Annotated in this window: 15 protein-coding genes, 1 tRNA gene, 1 pseudogene and 1 riboswitch; of the genes and pseudogenes, 13 read left to right on the top strand and 4 right to left on the bottom strand. The window is 41.5% G+C overall.

The window, feature by feature from the left end; all coding sequences use genetic code 11:
* The first annotated feature begins 82 nt into the window (after positions 1–82).
* The 5 genes and pseudogenes from CU635_RS09985 to CU635_RS09965 form a co-directional block, all read left to right on the top strand.
* Positions 83–1,252 (top strand): AI-2E family transporter, encoded by a 1,170-nt coding sequence (locus CU635_RS09985; protein ID WP_101577223.1) that lies wholly within the window; start codon positions 83–85, stop codon positions 1,250–1,252.
* Between the two features lie 184 nt (positions 1,253–1,436).
* The gene (locus CU635_RS09980; protein WP_101577222.1) at positions 1,437–2,666 is read left to right on the top strand and encodes a S1C family serine protease; all 1,230 of its coding nucleotides are present in this window, start codon (positions 1,437–1,439) and stop codon (positions 2,664–2,666) included.
* 123 nt (positions 2,667–2,789) lie between these two features.
* Complete coding sequence (locus tag CU635_RS09975; protein ID WP_180956528.1) at positions 2,790–3,686, top strand: peptidylprolyl isomerase; 897 nt, start codon at positions 2,790–2,792, stop codon at positions 3,684–3,686.
* Between the two features lie 252 nt (positions 3,687–3,938).
* Positions 3,939–5,120, top strand: a complete 1,182-nt coding sequence (locus tag CU635_RS09970; RefSeq protein ID WP_101577453.1) for a YeeE/YedE family protein — start codon at positions 3,939–3,941, stop codon at positions 5,118–5,120.
* A gap of 56 nt (positions 5,121–5,176) precedes the next feature.
* A pseudogene (locus tag CU635_RS09965) lies at positions 5,177–5,858 on the top strand (FAD-binding oxidoreductase); the annotation flags it as partial.
* Between the two features lie 342 nt (positions 5,859–6,200).
* A riboswitch (cyclic di-GMP riboswitch) is annotated at positions 6,201–6,287 on the bottom strand.
* 122 nt (positions 6,288–6,409) lie between these two features.
* Here the strand turns inward: CU635_RS09965 and CU635_RS09955 are convergent.
* A tRNA-Arg gene (locus CU635_RS09955) sits at positions 6,410–6,483 on the bottom strand.
* A 205-nt stretch (positions 6,484–6,688) separates the two neighbouring features.
* Positions 6,689–7,390, bottom strand: coding sequence for a CDP-diacylglycerol--serine O-phosphatidyltransferase (gene pssA / locus CU635_RS09950; protein WP_101577220.1), 702 nt, complete (start codon positions 7,388–7,390; stop codon positions 6,689–6,691).
* A gap of 388 nt (positions 7,391–7,778) precedes the next feature.
* Here pssA and CU635_RS09945 point away from each other — a divergent pair, with 388 nt between their 5' ends.
* The gene (locus tag CU635_RS09945; protein WP_101577219.1) at positions 7,779–8,546 is read left to right on the top strand and encodes an N-acetylmuramoyl-L-alanine amidase; all 768 of its coding nucleotides are present in this window, start codon (positions 7,779–7,781) and stop codon (positions 8,544–8,546) included.
* Between the two features lie 77 nt (positions 8,547–8,623).
* Positions 8,624–8,830, top strand: a complete 207-nt coding sequence (locus tag CU635_RS09940) for a hypothetical protein (RefSeq protein ID WP_101577218.1) — start codon at positions 8,624–8,626, stop codon at positions 8,828–8,830.
* A gap of 307 nt (positions 8,831–9,137) precedes the next feature.
* Here CU635_RS09940 and CU635_RS09930 read toward each other — a convergent pair whose 3' ends face one another.
* Positions 9,138–9,698 carry a 3-oxoacyl-[acyl-carrier-protein] synthase III C-terminal domain-containing protein gene (locus tag CU635_RS09930; RefSeq protein WP_101577216.1) on the bottom strand — a complete coding sequence of 187 codons (561 nt, stop codon included), beginning with the start codon at positions 9,696–9,698 and terminating at the stop codon, positions 9,138–9,140.
* Between the two features lie 226 nt (positions 9,699–9,924).
* On the opposite strand from CU635_RS09930, the gene CU635_RS09925 reads away from it, so the two are divergent.
* The 6 genes from CU635_RS09925 (at position 9,925) to ribD (ending at position 16,087) form a co-directional block, all read left to right on the top strand.
* Entirely contained in the window at positions 9,925–11,616 is a 1,692-nt protein-coding gene (locus CU635_RS09925; RefSeq protein ID WP_101577215.1) for a DUF6044 family protein, read from the top strand.
* Positions 11,617–12,654, top strand: coding sequence for a glycosyltransferase family 2 protein (locus CU635_RS09920; RefSeq protein ID WP_101577214.1), 1,038 nt, complete (start codon positions 11,617–11,619; stop codon positions 12,652–12,654).
* Complete coding sequence (locus tag CU635_RS09915) at positions 12,623–13,048, top strand: GtrA family protein (RefSeq protein WP_245917402.1); 426 nt, start codon at positions 12,623–12,625, stop codon at positions 13,046–13,048. The genes CU635_RS09920 and CU635_RS09915 overlap by 32 nt, the downstream gene beginning before the upstream one ends.
* A gap of 156 nt (positions 13,049–13,204) precedes the next feature.
* Positions 13,205–14,098 (top strand): ROK family protein, encoded by an 894-nt coding sequence (locus CU635_RS09910; RefSeq protein WP_101577212.1) that lies wholly within the window; start codon positions 13,205–13,207, stop codon positions 14,096–14,098.
* 128 nt (positions 14,099–14,226) lie between these two features.
* Positions 14,227–14,985, top strand: a complete 759-nt coding sequence (locus CU635_RS09905) for a GTP cyclohydrolase II (RefSeq protein ID WP_101577211.1) — start codon at positions 14,227–14,229, stop codon at positions 14,983–14,985.
* Positions 14,978–16,087: a bifunctional diaminohydroxyphosphoribosylaminopyrimidine deaminase/5-amino-6-(5-phosphoribosylamino)uracil reductase RibD gene (gene ribD / locus CU635_RS09900; protein WP_101577210.1), complete on the top strand. Its 1,110-nt coding sequence runs from the start codon at positions 14,978–14,980 to the stop codon at positions 16,085–16,087. Before CU635_RS09905 ends, ribD begins: the two co-directional genes overlap by 8 nt.
* Before the next feature lie 80 nt (positions 16,088–16,167).
* On the opposite strand, the gene CU635_RS09895 is transcribed toward ribD, so the two are convergent.
* Positions 16,168–17,235: a TRAP transporter substrate-binding protein gene (locus CU635_RS09895; protein WP_101577209.1), complete on the bottom strand. Its 1,068-nt coding sequence runs from the start codon at positions 17,233–17,235 to the stop codon at positions 16,168–16,170.
* Positions 17,236–17,374 lie beyond the last annotated feature (139 nt).

Here is a 17,374-nt window from a genome sequence, read left to right as displayed (position 1 = left end):
TTACAAACATTTCAACAATGCTCGGCGATTGATTAACAACTTTTTAAATCGTAGTGCTTTTTAAAGAAATGGGGAATTACATATGGATGTCCGTCAGACAAGGATGGGGGTTTTCCGCAGGTTCGTCCTGAATAATAGATTCGTGCTTTTCTTGTTGATTCTGTTGTTAATTGGGTTGAATATTCTCGTCTATATGAAAGTATCATTTATTTTCACGCCGATTGTGGTGTTATTAAAGACGGTCTTGCTGCCCATTATTATGACTGCTGTTGTCTATTATTTATTGAATCCAATTGTAGATTTCCTGGAGAAATTTAAGATAAAAAGGGTTTATTCCATTCTCATGCTATTTCTTATCATCATTGGGGTGCTGACGATTTTAATTGTATCGGTAATCCCGTTCCTGCGCGACCAGGTGTTGAGCCTCATTTATAGCTTCCCGCAATATGCCAGGGATGTTGAATCGATGACAAAACAAATACTTGGCAGCGAATTTGTTAATCAGGCGCAAAGGACATTAAATATAAATGTAGCTGATTTATCCAATAATCTTTCCCGCCAGGCAACGACACTAATTGAAAATACGTGGACAGGGATCGGGAGCTTTGTCGGAGCAGTTAAGGATTTTATTTTAGCGGTCATTACCCTGCCATTCATTTTGTTTTACTTATTGAAGGACGGAGATAAGCTGCCAAAATATATCCGCAGCTTGCTGCCTGTGTCGCTGCGCAAACAGACCGCAACGGTGATGCAGGAAATGAATAATCAAATCAGTTCCTATATCAGGGGGCAGATCATCGTCAGCTTCTGCATTGGGATTCTGCTGTTTATCGGGTTCTTAACGATTGGGCTCGATTATGCATCCTTATTAGCCCTTATTGCTGCTTTTACAAGCATTGTCCCGTATCTGGGGCCGGCGATCGCGATTACGCCTGCTTTGATTATTGCGATTGTCACATCCCCGTTTATGCTTCTTAAGCTAATCATTGTCTGGACGATTGTACAATTAATAGAAGGAAAGTTTATCTCACCGCAAATTATGGGCAGGAATCTTCATATCCACCCGATTACGATCATTTTTGTGATCTTAACGGCTGGTAACTTGTTCGGCGTCGTCGGAATCCTGCTGGCAGTACCGGGCTATGCGATTTTAAAGGTCATCATCACCCATCTGTTCGAGTGGTTTAAACACCGCAGCAACCTTTACGAAAACAGCGTGGATGAACGCCGGGGGATTTCATTCGAAGAGTGAAAAAATACTGTTTTTGCCTTTATCGGGATGATAAAGGCAATTTTTAATTTAACACACATCTTGAATTCTTCTTCATTTTTTCTAACTCTCTTCAAAGATTGTTAATAATTTCGTCATAAATTATGGATATGATAAAAACAAATCATAACAATGTTTGTGTTAGAAGATAGAGGAGGAAATGAGCATGACAGACTTTAATGAAATAAATTCACACGAAAATGATAGTAGCAAGGAGAAAAAAATATCTGGCAAGTCAAAAATAAAAAATGTATTTTCGTTGTTATCAGCAGGAGTGGCAGGCTCAATGCTGACCTTAACATTGGCCGCCAATACGGATCTGCTTCAGACCCTCGATTTAGCTGAAGATCGCCAAGCAGCGGCGAACAATGAAAAAACTGAAACAGAACAAGGTGCAAGCAATATTGTCCCTGCTTCTGCACAAAATTCATCAACTTCGATCGCCGATATTGTCGAAACTTCTTCGAAGGCGATCGTTGGAATCGTAAATCTGCAGGGGCAACAGGGTTATTTTGAAAATAACCGTGAAAATGCCCAACGTGGTTCAGGCTCTGGCGTTATTTTTAAAAAAGATAAAGACAGTGCTTATATCGTCACAAATAACCATGTGATTGAAGCGGCGGAAGAAATTGAGATATCTCTATATAATGGAGAAAAGACAACGGCGGAATTAATCGGGGCAGATGCCTTGACTGACCTGGCCGTCTTGAAAATGGATGCCAAGTATGCCGATTCCGTGATTAAATTCGGTGATTCATCAACATTAAGACCAGGGGATCAAGTACTGGCGATAGGAAATCCGCTTGGTCTTGATTTATCCCGGACAGTGACCCAGGGAATTGTCAGTGCGGTTGATCGAAGTATTTCCGTCCCTACTTCAGCAGGTGAATGGGATTTAAATGTAATCCAGACAGATGCTGCGATCAACCCCGGAAATAGTGGGGGAGCGCTAATCAATACACAGGGTGAAGTGATCGGGATAAATAGCCTGAAAATTTCTCAAAATGGTATAGAAGGACTGGGCTTTGCGATTCCGAGTAACGACCTTCTGCCGATTGTCGAAGAAATAATCGAAAACGGCAAGGTGGAACGGCCATATCTTGGAGTCGGATTAGCAAATTTAGAAGAAATTCCGAGGAGTTATTTGAAAAATGTTCCAGATAGCGTAACTAAGGGTGCGATCGTCGCCAATATTGATCCAGACTCTGCAGCAGCTGAAGCCGGCTTGCGGGTAGAGGATGTCATTGTCGCGATCAACGATACAGAAGTTACAAATTCGAAAGATTTAAGAAAATACTTATATACAAATCTTAAGGTCGGCGACAAAATCGAGTTAAAAGTTTATCAAGCAGGAAGCTTAAAAACCATTCCAATAACGTTAACGAGCAACAACTAGTAAAGTAACAGGAAGCGAAGGTCCGCTTCCTGTTTATTATCATTTTTTTATGGATTTGGTCATCATTTGTTCATAATTGCCTGTTAAAGTATAAAAGATAGAAATAAAATTTGGAGGGGAAAAATGAGTTCCGTTTTGCGAAACAGAAAGTTTTATTTTATCTTGGTTGCGATTATCATCGCGAGTGCGGCAGTGATTACAGTCGCTTTTTCAAAAAATAATGATGCAGTTGCAACAGTGGAGGGGGAACCGATCAAAGAGGCGGAATTAAATAAGATGCTGGTTGATCTATATGGCAAGCAGGCTTTGGATTCACTGATTTCCAATAAAATTGTTGCCCTCGAAGCTAAAAAGCAAAAAATCACGGTAAGCGACAAAGAAAAGGAAGCTGAACTCAAAACTCTTATGGATTCATACGGAGGCAAAGAAGCCTTTAATGAGCAGCTGAAAATGAGCGGGATTTCAAAAGCCAGTATCGAGGAAGAAATCGATATGTATTTATTAACAAGAAAGCTACTCAAGGACAAAATTGCGATCTCAGAAGAAGAGATGCAAACGTATTTCGATGAAAATAAAGCCCAGTTTGCTGAAGAAGAACAGGTTAAAGCACGGCATATTTTAGTAGAGGACCAGAAAACTGCTGAAGAAGTAAAAGCAAAGCTTAACGCCGGCGAAGATTTCGTTGCACTGGCAAAGGAATTTTCGACGGATGAGACAAATGCAGAGTCCGGTGGTGACTTGGGCTATTTTGCAAGGGGAGATATGGTTCCTGAGTTTGAAGAGGCTGCTTTTTCGCTCGATGTTGACGCAATCAGCGAGCCGGTTAAGACTGAACACGGCTTCCATCTCATTCAAGTGCTTGATAAAAAAGCGGCAAAAGAAGCAAGCTTAGAGGACCATAAAGAAGAGATACGCGATTTGCTCTATGATCAAAAGTTTCAAACCGAGTATCCAACCTGGCTGGAAGAGCGAAAAAAAGAATATAAAATTGAGAACTACCTCGATGACGACAAAAAATAGTAGAATATATCTTAAGAAGGAGCCAGCCGGATTGTTGCGGTTGCTCCTTCTTTATTTATACAAATTTTAGTTATTACGACTCAAAGCTAACTGGTTTACAATTGGTTCAAATCGTTATAGTATGAAATAGTTAAACAACAAAACCAAGTAAACTGGTAAGAAAAGGGGTAGATTAGATTGGCACAAACTTCAACAGTTCCTTCATTGGAATGGGATAAAAAGTCGACAACTTTTGTGACAACCCTCAGTCCAATGCAAAAGCCACTTGTGGCATTAGGTGTCTTTGCAGCAGTTATTTTATTTATTATGATTGTTTCTATAACGAACTGGACACAAGGTACTTTATTTGTAATTGGGCTTTTGTTGGGAATCACTTTGCTTTATGCCCGATTTGGATTCACATCGGCATTCCGGCGCTTAATGTCAGTCGGCAATGTTCAGGGATTGCAAGCCCACATGCTCATGCTTGCTGTCGCATCGACTTTATTTGCGATTATTCTTGGCACAGGTTTTAGCTTCACTGGTGTCGCACCCTCCGGGAACGTTTCACCTGTAGGTGTCAGTGTTTTATTTGGGGCATTTATTTTTGGAATTGGCATGCAGCTCGGCAACGGCTGCGCCTCTGGTACCCTATATTCAGTTGGTGGCGGTTCGTCATCAATGATATTAACGCTTTTGGCTTTTATTGCAGGATCCGTGCTCGGAGCCTACCATTTCACTTTCTGGATGGAGGATATGCCTTCCCTGCCAGCGATTTCCCTTGCGCAATCGACCGGTCTCGGCTATTTCGGTGCGCTGCTTGTACAATTGGTGGCGTTTGCCCTTATTTATTGGGTAACAGTTCAAATTGCGAAAAAGAAAAATCCGCCGATGATGAAGCCGCTTCCGACCACAACAGGCTGGAAAAAGATTATTCGCGGTTCTTGGCCGCTCTTTACAGCAGCAATCGTTTTAGCTGTTTTAAACGCGTTAACCTTAACTATTCGCGGAAATCCATGGGGAATCACTTCCGCCTTTGCACTATGGGGCGGCAAGGCTATGATGGCAATGGGCATTGATGTGACGAGCTGGGGTTATTATTCGGGACCAAACGGTGCCGCACTTGCCAATACCGTGTTGGCTGATCCGACAAGCGTAATGAACTTCGGAATTATTCTTGGTGCTTTTGTTTCTGCGGCAGCACAAGGTACCTTTAAACCCGGCAGAATTAAACCGGGAGTGGCGGCAGCTTCTATCGTAGGCGGAATTATGATGGGCTATGGAGCACGTCTTGCCTTCGGCTGTAATATCGGGGCTTACTTCAGCGGGATCGCATCCTTCAGCCTCCATGGCTGGGTCTGGATGGTTATGGCAATGCTCGGAACATTGCTCGCTTTATTTATCCGTCCGCTGTTTGGATTAACAGTCCCAAAATCGACAGATTCAGTGTGTTAATGGAATGCGAAAAACTCCCTTTTTACAATGAAGGGAGTTTTTTGCGTTCACAATAGCAACAGGGCAGACAGCAGAAGGCTTTAGCCGGTACTGTTTATGCAGCCGCAAAGTACATCGATAATTTAGAAGCGATTATCCCGGTTGTGAAGCAAATAGCACATAAACACCGCAGCATTGGGATTAAACCGGAACAATACCCAATAGTCGGGAAACACCTTCTTTTGGCGATTCAGGATGTTTTAGGTGATGCTGCAACTCCGGAAATCATCCATGCCTGGGAAAGAGCCTATGCAATAAAAGCTGATGCATTTATAAGTGTTGAATTTGACATGTATGCCGAAGCGTCCAGCCAGAAAGGCGGATGGAAAAGATTTCCGCAGCTTCATGGTAACAGAGAAAGTAAAGGAAAGTGATGTCATTACCTCTTTCTATTTAAAGGCAGCGGACGGAGCGGAGATCGCAGATTTTATCCCGGGTCAATATGTCAGCCTTCAGTTCAATATTGACGGGGAAAATTACACCCATATTCGCCAATACAGCCTCGCCGATGCACCTGGAAAAGATTATTACCGTATTTCAGTTAAACGTGAAGATGGAAACAAAGCACCTGATGGCATCGTCTCAAACTATCTTCACAACCAAGTAGAAGAGGGAGACACTTTGCAAGTAAGTGCACCAGCCGGTGACTTTATCTTACATTCTGACCGGTTAAATCCAGTTGTTTTAATAAGCGGAGGAGGCTTTCGTGAAGATAAAATTCACTTTGAATTTTTCGGGCCAATGGGAAGTTTGGCGAAATAGCCTCTGGAAAATGAAAAAATCCATCTTATTGTTTTAAGACGGATTTACACTTTGGGCATGTTATTTCTTTAACATGTTTAAATTGAATCTTTTTAAAGTCGCGCATGATAAACGTCGAAAAACCATTGTATTTGAATCCACATTCACAGATGTTTTTGTCTTTTACAATGTGCCTTTGATCATTTTCCTTACTATAAACGGTTGGATAAAACATTTTTCACCCTTCTTTTTAGCTAATTTAGGCAAATTAGAAAGGGATCGAACAAACAAGTATGTGACTTATGCAACCCGGCTGCCATGACAACTCAATGCTTTAGGCCCGTGGCTTTGCGTCTTTTACTTTCGTAAAATTTGCCCTAAGGGATATAATAACATAAATTGTAGAAAAAAGCTTAATTTAAATTTTTTTCCTTTTATTACATGGATTTATAAACAAAATGACAAAAGGGAAATTCCTTATCAATAAAGGAATTTCCCGCATGAGTTAACGTCCCAGAAGAGATTCGAACTCCCGACCTACAGTTTAGGAAACTGTTGCTCTATCCTGCTGAGCTACTGGGACATATAAGTTGAAAACATTATTAATTATATTGTTTAGAGCCGATAAGGTCAAGTACGAGTATTTACCAAATTTTTAACGCCGAAGCCAATCCAATCTATTGTTGTTCCAGTACACTTCGGTTCGAGTCGTTAAAGAATGTTGAATAAAGACCGTAAAAGAACTACACCGAAATTTCCGGGTGCGGTTCTTTTGCGTATCTCATCGATTAGCTCTTATGATTTTTCCCGCCATTATCCCGGCGTTTTTTCAGACGGTAGCCGATAAAACCGATATAGAGGGGGACTGCGATATAAATAAAATAAGGCATTTCTTGCTGCTGATTTTTAAAAATAATAAAAATAAGGCATCCGAGCAGCGCTGTGACTATCGTTCCGTATTTCGGAAGGGGAACGTTTTTTAAGCTTGGTATTTTATATTTGCTGACCATTAAGAAACATAAAGCCATGAAGGAGACGCTGATCAGGATATCGGGAATCCAGCGGTGCAGGATTGCCACCAGCGTTAGTAAACCGCCTGCTGCGGTGATTGGGACACCGGTAAAGTAATAGATAGAGCTTCTTGCGTTGACATTAAAGCGCGCCAGCCTGAACGCCCCGAACAAAGGAAACAAACCGGCTATAATCATTCCGATTAATCCATATTGAGAAAACGATACATAATAGACGAGAATCGCAGGCGCAACGCCGAAAGTGACAATATCAGCCAGAGAATCAAGCTCTTTTCCGATTTCGGATTCGGCTTTTAGCATTCTCGCGATTCGTCCATCCATACTATCGAGCATCATCCCGATCAAAATCAGTATTGATGCGTTCCTTGTGTCGCCGTGAGCAGTTAATAACACCGATAAAAAACCACAAAATAAATTGCTTAGCGTAAATAAATTAGGTATAGCTTTTTTAAACTTCATCTTATTTAGTAACCCCAAATCACATGAATTTATCGTTCTTAAAACATACACAGCTTTCCCAATTTGCCACCATCTGTTGCAATATCCCTTTGAAAATCAATTTTAACATCGAAAAGAGAAGCATTTGATAAATATATTATACATGAAGTGGAAGTAAACTGAATCATTTGCATGCCGGCCCGGCATTATTTTAGTTAAAGATGTAAAAGTAACTGGCTTTTAATTCAATCCAGTACTTATCAGCCAATTTCCCCCGCCGCGAAAGCACTCTATGATTTTCAATCCAGTTATTACCCATCCTCATCTAATGCAAATTGAGTATTTATCCTATGTAAAATGTACAACCAGTTTATTTTGAAATACATAGAATAGGATGAGGTGATAAAAAGTGACAAAAATCTTCATAGATCCCGGTCATGGTGGAACAGACCCTGGTGCAGTGGGAAATGGAATGCAAGAGAAAAACCTCACTTTGCAGATCAGCTCCCGAATAAGGGATATTCTTTTAAATGAATACGAAGGAATTTCTGTGTTAATGAGCCGCACAGGTGACCAAACGACGAGCCTTACTCAGCGCACAGATGCGGCGAATAACTGGGGGGCAGATTTCTATCTTTCTATTCATGTTAATGCTGGAGGCGGGACTGGTTACGAAGACTATATTTTTCCAGGACTTGGTGCGCCGACGACAACTTACCAGAACTTGATTCATGAGGAGGTTCTTAAACAAGTTGATTACCGCGACCGTGGAAAGAAACAAGCGAACCTTCATGTCCTCCGTGAGTCCAACATGCCGGCCGTATTAACCGAGAACGGTTTTATCGACAACACATCGGATGCTGCAAAGCTTAAACAATCATCATTTATTGAACAAATCGCGCGCGGCCATGTAAATGGATTAGTCCGCTCATTCGGGCTGGTGCGAAAAAATCTGGCCGGGCCGCTATATAGGGTCCAGATCGGCGCCTTTACTGTAAGCACTAATGCTGACCAGTTAGCTGCACAAGCAGAGGAAAAAGGATTCGACACCTATATAAGCTATCGCGACGGATACTATAAAGTGCAAATCGGCGCATTCGCCAATCGGGAAAACGCGGATCAGCTAGCAGGGAAAGCTATAGAAGCCGGTTTCGAAGCCATCGTCATTCAGGAATAAGGCACTGACGCTTAACTCTGTCAAAATTCGAATCAAGTAAGCTATAAAAATTTTAAGGATGCTTAATTTGGAGAACCATGACAAAACGGTTCTCCAATTTTTTTGGTTTTATTTGCGATCCAGTTTACTATTACTCAGTTACAATATTTGTCGCCAGTTTTGCTGTGGCAGTAATCCGTAATCCATGGTATGGGATTGGACTCGGCATGCTGGCAGCCAGCATCCTTCCCTGTACGATTATCGGTTTTGCAATTGCTTTTATAATTAAACGTTTTGCCAAGTAAGTATGCGAGTTGATGATAAGTCAGAGGAGTTGATGATAACATAACTGAAGTTGGTGAAATATCCTGGAAAGTTGACGATAAACCATCTTAAGTTGATGATTTATCGGAAAGTTGACGATAAAATGACCGAAGTTGACGATATATCCTGGAAAGATGATGATAAACCCTCCGAAGTTGATGACATGGCAGAAAGAGTTCACTGTCAACTGGCCGAAGTAGATGATAACTCTGAAAGTTGAAGAGTAGAAGATTATCAACGGCCCTGCAGCATCAATAACCCCCGCATAGCTTAAGCGGGGGATTTCAATTAATATTTATAAAGCATGGTAATGATCTGGTAGCCTGCACCGATTGTCCAGAATATTAAATGGTCACCGCGTTTGATGCGGCCGCTTTTTATCCCTTCATGAAGAGCAAGAAACGGGCTGCTTGTCCCGGTGTAGCCGAATCTGTCTCCGACGTAAACTATTTTTTCATCATCAATATCAAATTTATTTTGGATGAGTTTAATGTTAGCAAGGGCAAATTGAGATAAGCAATATGCTCCAATGTCATTCGGCATTAAATTGTATCTGCCCATCAGTTTTTCAAACGATTCATAAACATATGGCATGCTTTCAGTGCCGTCAAATGGGATCCATTTAATATACTTTCCGTCTGAACGGTCCTGTAACGCGTTGGATAAGCCGTTTTCAGGATACATAATGTTCTTGCGGCTTACTGAATTCGTAAAATAAATTGAGTCAATAAACCCGGTATCTTCTTCGGTCATTTCTAAAATAACCGCCGCGGCTGCATCCCCATAATTGGAATAGGTAATTTCATCCTCCGGATTACAAACAAGCGAGTTGTAATCCGAGCCAATCACTAAACTTGGTTCTTAGTATCTAAATCCTCCGAACTATATATTGAAAGGTTAAAGCCGATGATTAAGCAAATAGCGTTTGAACTGTGTGATCAAACGAGTTTTTTGTTATTTTCAAAGAAATTATCTTAATAAAATGCTTTAACAGCTTCATTTTCCTAAGAATAGAATTGACCGCTATTGCGAAAATTATAGTTAATTATCGATTCTTGAGGTGTTGTACTTGTCCATGATGACAAATAATAAAGAGCAAAGACTAATCCTCTTTGCTTTTCTTATTTTAGCTGTTTATCTTTCGCCGTTATTTTTGCTGGGTGAAAATGCCCATATCAGGGTGCATGATAATTTGGATTCAAACCTTGCCTGGTATAAGGTGCTGGCAAGGAGCGGACAAATATTTGGCTCTGTTGACGCTGTGATTCCCCAAATTATAAATGGGCTACCGCGTAATGCTTTTGGCTCGGAGTTTACGGTAATAGTCTGGCTTTTTGTCTTATTTCCAACGATGGTTGCTTATGCATTAAGCCAAACGATTACAAGGGTCATTGCTTTTCTGGGCATGTACCTTCTTCTTAAAAAGCATTTTATCAAAAGCCCCGACATGGCCTGGATCACCGTTGGGACGGCTTTGGCTTTTTCACTCACCCCTTTTTGGCCTTCCGGTATGCTGAGTACGTTGGGGATGCCACTCGCGTTGTGGGCCTTTTTAAATATCCGGAACGGGGAAAGGTCATGGAAGAATTATCTGACGCTCACACTTTTGCCGTTTTACTCAAGCATTGTTTTAGGTTTTTTCTTTTTCCTGTTTTCAATCGGAGTGCTTTGGGTGATCGATCTTTTCAGGAAAAAAGAATTCAATCTCCCTTTTCTCCTTGCGATTGCCTATATGGCCTTCATCTATTTTATTGTCGAATATCGGCTTGTCCATTCATTTCTGTTTGATAATGAACCAAATAGCCGGGATGAATATTTTCATGCAAGATTGTCCCTGTGGCGGGCGATTCGGTTAACTTTTAAAAATTTTGTCCTCGGGCATACGCATGTAATGACAGTCCATGGCTTAATTATTTTGCCGGTGACCTTGATCTCCGTTTATGTTGTGGTAAAAAAGAGGCTCTGGAAGCAGGAAAAAATTTTCATCTATTTGTTCGCCTTGAATTTTGCCCTTTCCGCATGGTATGCCTTCTGGTTTTATAAGGGCTGGCTCCCGCTTACAGAAAGATTTCACTTTATGGATACTTTTAATTTTGCCAGATTTCATTTTTTGAGGCCGCTCGTCATTTACATGGGGTTTGCTTTAGGATTGAAAATCATTTGGACGTACTTAAAGGGATGGAAATCAATCGTTCATTTCTTTATTGTCGCACAGATACTATTGTTAGCCGCTTTTAATGATGAAATCATCTATCAGTCAAAGCCCTCTGTTAAAGAATTCTATGCCGAAGACTTATTCAGCGATATAAAGGAGCATATTAACTCGCCCCTTGAGGATTACCGGGTTGCCAGCCTTGGAATTCACCCGGCTATCCCGCAATATAATGGATTTTACACTCTTGATACATACAATAATTTTTATCCTCTCGAATACAAATATCAGTTTAGAAAAATAATCGAGCAAGAATTGGCAAAAAATAAAACGATTCGCATTTATTTTGATGAATGGGGCGGGCGCTGCTATCTGTTTACGGACGAGCTCGGAAAGCATTATATGTTTAAAAAGGATTCAAAAAAGCGGCTCGATACCCTCGAGTTAAACATTGAACCTTTTAAAGAAATGGGCGGCAGATACATCCTCTCTGCACTTCCGATCGATAATGCGCTTGAAAATCAATTACAGCTGGACAAGGTTTTTACATCGGACACTGCAGCCTGGAAAATTTACTTATACAAAGTTAATTTATCAACAGGAGGACGACCATAAATGGAACAAACAATCTTGACGATCGTTGTACCTTGTTATAACGAGGAAGAGGTTTTACCATACACGATTTCCGAGTTGGGCGGATTATTAAAAAATTTGATCATGGAAGGGCTTATTTCACATAAAAGCAGAATCCTTTTTGTCGATGACGGAAGCAAGGATCGCACATGGCCGATGATTTATAAGGAAGGCTTAAGAAACGAACAAATCCGCGGCTTAAAATTGTCCCGAAACGTAGGCCATCAAAACGCGTTGCTGGCGGGCCTGTTTACAGCAAAGGATAGATCTGATTGTGTGATTTCGATTGATGCTGATTTGCAGGACGATATTTCCGTGATCCGGGAATTTATCGAAAAGTTTGATGAAGGCTTTGATGTCGTGTATGGAGTCAGGAAAAAACGCGATAAGGATTCACTGTTCAAGCGGACTACAGCTGAAGCATTTTATAAATTAATGAGAAAAATGGGTGTTGACTTAATCTATAATCATGCCGATTATCGTTTAATGAGCAAGAGGGCCCTTGATGAGCTTGAACGGTTTGATGAAGTGAATTTGTTTTTGCGGGGAATTGTCCCCATGATTGGCTTCCGGTCTGCCTCCGTTTACTATGACAGGAGAGAACGGCTTGCCGGTGAAACGAAATACCCTTTAAAGAAAATGCTTGCTTTCGCTTTTGACGGGATTACCTCTTTTTCCGTTACACCAATCCGCTTTGTGCTTTTTATTGGCTGTACTTCTTTTTTAGTAAGCCTCATTTTTGGCAGTTATTTTTTAACGCTAAAATTCATGGGACATACAAAAACCGGCTGGACATCGTTAATTACATCGATCTGGCTGATCGGCGGCCTGCAGCTAATTGCCATTGGGCTCGTCGGCGAATATATCGGAAAGATATATAAAGAATCAAAGCGGCGCCCAAAATTTTCAGTTGATATTGACTTTTACAACCTGCCCTTGCCGGACCATTTGAAAAATACGGATAGAGAGGAAGGGGAGACATTTGGCCGTGATTTTGGAACACTCTCTGAAACAAATTAAGCCGTTCTTGCGCTTCTTGGTTGTTGGCATCATTAACACGATCATCGGCCTGTCGGTCATGTTCATCCTGATGAACCTCTTGCAGCAGTCCTACTGGATCGCAACATTTATCGGAAATAGTCTCGGAGCGGTGATAAGCTTTACCTTAAACAGGGCATTTACCTTCCAAAGCACGGTTACGTTCAGGAAGGGCGCGCCCCGTTTCCTCCTCATCATACTGGCCTGCTATTTTTTAGCCTATGGAACTGCTGATATTTTGGCCGGCTGGACAATTATGCAAAGCATTTTTGGCACTATTATTTCTTCGGAAAAAGAGCTGGCCATCCTGATCGGCACGGCTCTGTACACGATTGCCAATTTTTTGGGACAAAAATATTTAGTATTCAGCCGGTGATAGTCCAGATGACTTTTACTAATTTTTTCATAAGTTTTTCAACTTGAGTAAATTTCACTTGAATACATAGGAAAACTCAGCAAATTCCTTTAAAATAAACATTAACAGAGTTAATAGAAACCATTGCAAATAAACAGCGTTTTAGGAGGAGAAACCATGCTTTTTGGAGGAATTGAGGCAGGCGGTACAAAATTTATTTGTGCTGTCGGCGATGAAAAGGGAAATATTGTTGAGAGAATTTCTGTCTCAACTACCTTTCCGCAAGAAACGATGGAACAGGTTATTGCATTTTTTAAAAATTATCAGCTGAGCGCAGTCGGCATCGGATCATTTGGTCCTGTCGACGTCAATCACGACAGTCCGACTTACGGGAATATTACGACCACCCCGAAAACAGCTTGGCGGGATTACCCGCTTGTGAGCACGATTCGCGAGTCTTTTCAGGTGCCAATCGGATTCAATACGGATGTGAATGCTGCAGCTTTGGGGGAAGCAACTCTCGGAGCGGCAAAGGGTTTGGACAGCTGTTTGTACATCACGGTCGGAACGGGAATAGGAGCAGGTGCGATCATGCAAGGTAAGCTGCTGCAAGGTCTTTCGCACCCGGAAATGGGGCATATCCTCGTCCGGCGCCATGAAAATGATATATATAAAGGAAAATGTCCATACCACCATGATTGCCTTGAAGGATTGGCGGCCGGTCCAGCTCTTGAAGAGCGCTGGGGAGAAAAAGGGGCATCCTTGCAAAACAAACAGGAAGTATGGGAGCTGGAGGGCTTTTATATCGCCCAGGCTCTTATGCAATACATTCTGATCCTCTCGCCGAAAAAAATCATTCTTGGCGGCGGCGTTATGAAGCAGAAGCAAATTTTTCCGATCATAAATAAATACCTTCAGCAATTTTTAAATAACTATGTAGTTGTCCCGGAATTGACGAGCGATATCGAACAATATATCGTCAGTCCCGGATTAGGCGATAATGCGGGAATTACCGGTTCTCTTTTACTGGCCGTCCAGGCTTATGAAGACGCAGTAACGCGAGCAAAGTGAAAATAAAAAAAATCCAGGGGTTACCACAGGTAATTCCTTTTTTTTTATATGTTATCAATCTTTTGGTAAAATCATTACATGTAATAGAACATCTTCTCGCACACTAACCAAAAAAGGGGAATGACATTGTGAAACAAACCGAACTTGAATCAAAAGTTCTTTCTATTTTAGAAGATAAAATCCAATTAATTAAAACAAATGAGGATAGCGCGATTTACTTAGTCGGGCCGATCCGGCTCCCGGTTAATTTATACGGCGAAACGGTCATTTTTCAGTGGTACTGCTGGCTGCAATGCAACGAAGTAACCGAGGATTATCAGCAGATAATTGATAAACTATCATCGTCCAATCTGGCCGAACTTCAACAGTCAAGCGTGCTTGTTTATGGAGATTTTGAATACTCCGATAATGCGATGATTCGAATGCATTCTATTTGCCATACTGGGGATATTTTTGGAAGTAAACGCTGTGACTGCGGTTTCCAGCTCAAACAGTCGATGAAAATGATCGTCGAAAATGGAACAGGAGCGCTATTTTATTTAGCGAACCATGAAGGCAGGGGAATTGGTTTATTCAGTAAAGCGATAGCTTACGTCCTTCAGGAAAATGGCTACGATACTGTCGAGGCCAATTTACATCTTGGCTTTGTCGATGATTCGCGAAACTACGATGATGCCATTCGCGTATTAAAGGCATTGCGTACAAAACCGGTTACGTTGATCACAAATAACCCTAAAAAGCTCGAGGCATTAAGAAATTCCGGATTGCCTGTTTCTGGCCGAACACCTTTATGGGGAGATAAATCCGAGTTTAACGAGAACTATCTGAAAACGAAGGTAGAGCGCTCCGGCCACATCGAAGACGGAGGAACTTGCCCAAATGACTAATCATCATTTCTATATGGATTTGGCTTTAAAAAACGCCGAAGCAATGAAAGGGCAAACCGACCCGAACCCATTAGTGGGAGCAGTTATTGTTAATGACAACCGCGTAGTTGGAATAGGTGCCCATTTAAAGGCAGGGGAACCGCACGCCGAAATTCATGCGCTTCGAATGGCTGGAGATCAAGCAAGGGGAGGGACCATTTATGTCACCCTCGAACCATGTTCCCACCATGGCAGGACAGGACCGTGTGCGGAAGCGATTGTTGACGCGGGCCTTAAAACAGTGGTGATTGCAACGCTTGACCCCAATCCACTTGTTTCCGGGCAAGGCGTCAGCATCCTGAAAGATGCTGGTATTGAAGTCATTACCGGGGTACGCGCGGAAGAATCAAAGAAAATGAATGAAGTGTTTAATAAGTTCATTGTCGAGAAAAAACCATTTGTCACACTTAAATCAGGAATCAGCCTGGATGGCAAAATTGCTACGTACTCCTCGAGCAGCAAATGGATTACATCCGCAGAAGCCAGGCAAGATGTCCACCAGCTTAGAAATGAAAATATGGCGATACTTGTCGGTATTAACACGATTGTTAAGGATAATCCAGAATTGACTACAAGGATACCTAATGGACGAAACCCGATTCGCGTCATTTTGGATTCAACTTTACAAATTCCGTTAGATGCTAAAGTCATCAAAGATATGCAGGCTGAGACATGGATTTTTACAGCAGAGCATTATGATGAAGAAAAGCGAAAAATATTAGAAGAATTAGGGATCAAGGTTTGGCCAACAACAGGATCCCCGCATGTAAACCCGGTCGATGTAGTTCAAACATTGGGAGAAAAGCTTGTCTCTTCTTTATTAATTGAAGGTGGAGGAACGATAAACGCTGCTTTTCTTGAAAATAAATTAGTGGATAAAGCCGTTATTTACATCGCCCCAAAATTAGTCGGCGGACGGGAAGCCCCGACGTTTCTCGAGGGAGCAGGCATTGATAAGATGGGAGATGCCATTGAACTTTCCGATGCCAGCATCATTTCAGTTGGAAAGGATTTTAAATTTGTTGGGTATCCAGTTTACATCGACCAACAAAGTGAAAAATGAATGATTATAATATCCTGAAGGAAAAAATGCTATCTCCTTCAGGATTTTTTTCTGGCCGAGCATCTTAAATTCTGGTCAACTTAAGTCCCGTCAGCCTCGTATTGCTTCCTCAATTTTTTAATGTCCTCTACTAATTCTTTGCCGATATATGGTGCAAGGTCATCATACACCGGATCGAGTTTGTTGATCCATTCCTGTTTTTGTGTTTCAGTTAATTCATGAATTTCGATAGATGAATGTTGCTTGATCAGCTCTAGTTGCTCTTCATTCAGTTTAATAGAATGCCGTTCATTCCAGGCCGTGGTCTCTTCCATTGCTTCAAGCAGGATTTGCTGCGTTTTTTCTGATTGTCGTTTCCAAACCTGCTGATCCATCATCACGGCATAACCTAAATAACCATGATTACTGATTGTCAAATGCTTTTGCACGTTATAAAATTTTTTTGAATAGATGTTTGAAATCGTGTTTTCTTCTCCATCAACCTGGCCTGCTTCAAGCAACTGGTAAGTAGAATTAAATGAATCTTGATGGGCATCGGCGTCCAGTAGATCATACTGCGCCTGGATCACTTTGCTTTGCATAATTCGCAACGATTGTCCTTTGAGATCGTCAGGACTGTAAACAGGCCTTTTGTTAGAAGTAATTTGTTTAAATCCGTTTGTCCAATGGGCAAGTCCTTTCAATCCGTCTTTCTCCAATGATTGGAGCAATTGATCGCCAATTTTGCCGTTTAAGCCTGCTTGGATAGCTTTGTGATCTGGGAACGCGAAGGGTAAGTCTAGTACACCCCACTTGGGGGAGAGCATTCCAAGCTTTGAAGTTGAAGGTGCAATAAAATGGACTTGTCCTTCTTTTAGGGCATTAATCTCTTCGATATCAGAATAAAGGCTTCCATTTGGAAAAACTTCTATTTTTATATCTCCATTTGATTTTTCGTAGACAAGTTCAGCAAACTTGTTGGCTGCCAGACCTTTAGGTGTATTTTCCGCGACGACATGACTGAACTTAAAAACAATTTGATCTTTCAGCCCTTCCTGATCATCGTCATATGAAAGTGCCTCAGGGGGAGTGGAATTGTGGAACGCGATAAATAATGCAGCCGCAATGCCGACTGTTAAAAGAAGCAAAAGAGTAAGCGTTCTTTTCATGATGTTCGAGCCTCCTCTTCCATTCATTATTGTAAGCATACCGGAGAAGTGTTCTTTTCGTAAAGATGATTTTAAAGGGTAGTGTAAAAAGTTCTATGAAAACTCGGCTTTGAGGGTTCCGTTCTGCCACAAAACAGAT

Source organism: Bacillus canaveralius, from assembly GCF_002860125.1.
Lineage (GTDB): Bacteria > Bacillota > Bacilli > Bacillales > Cytobacillaceae > Bacillus_BJ > Bacillus_BJ canaveralius.
Note: the sequence above shows the minus strand (reverse complement) of the source record. Positions and strands in the feature narration are given on the sequence as shown.

Bases quoted from the DNA above. Each gene is read 5' to 3' on its own strand.
- CU635_RS09985 (WP_101577223.1), top strand. From the start codon at position 83: ATGGATGTCCGTCAGACAAGGATGGGGGTTTTCCGCAGGTTCGTCCTG.
- CU635_RS09980 (WP_101577222.1), top strand. From the start codon at position 1,437: ATGACAGACTTTAATGAAATAAATTCACACGAAAATGATAGTAGCAAG.
- CU635_RS09975 (WP_180956528.1), top strand. From the start codon at position 2,790: ATGAGTTCCGTTTTGCGAAACAGAAAGTTTTATTTTATCTTGGTTGCG.
- CU635_RS09970 (WP_101577453.1), top strand. From the start codon at position 3,939: ATGCAAAAGCCACTTGTGGCATTAGGTGTCTTTGCAGCAGTTATTTTA.
- pssA (WP_101577220.1), bottom strand. From the start codon at position 7,390: ATGAAGTTTAAAAAAGCTATACCTAATTTATTTACGCTAAGCAATTTA.
- CU635_RS09940 (WP_101577218.1), top strand. From the start codon at position 8,624: ATGACAAAACGGTTCTCCAATTTTTTTGGTTTTATTTGCGATCCAGTT.
- CU635_RS09925 (WP_101577215.1), top strand. From the start codon at position 9,925: ATGATGACAAATAATAAAGAGCAAAGACTAATCCTCTTTGCTTTTCTT.
- CU635_RS09920 (WP_101577214.1), top strand. From the start codon at position 11,617: ATGGAACAAACAATCTTGACGATCGTTGTACCTTGTTATAACGAGGAA.
- CU635_RS09910 (WP_101577212.1), top strand. From the start codon at position 13,205: ATGCTTTTTGGAGGAATTGAGGCAGGCGGTACAAAATTTATTTGTGCT.
- ribD (WP_101577210.1), top strand. From the start codon at position 14,978: ATGACTAATCATCATTTCTATATGGATTTGGCTTTAAAAAACGCCGAA.
- CU635_RS09895 (WP_101577209.1), bottom strand. From the start codon at position 17,235: ATGAAAAGAACGCTTACTCTTTTGCTTCTTTTAACAGTCGGCATTGCG.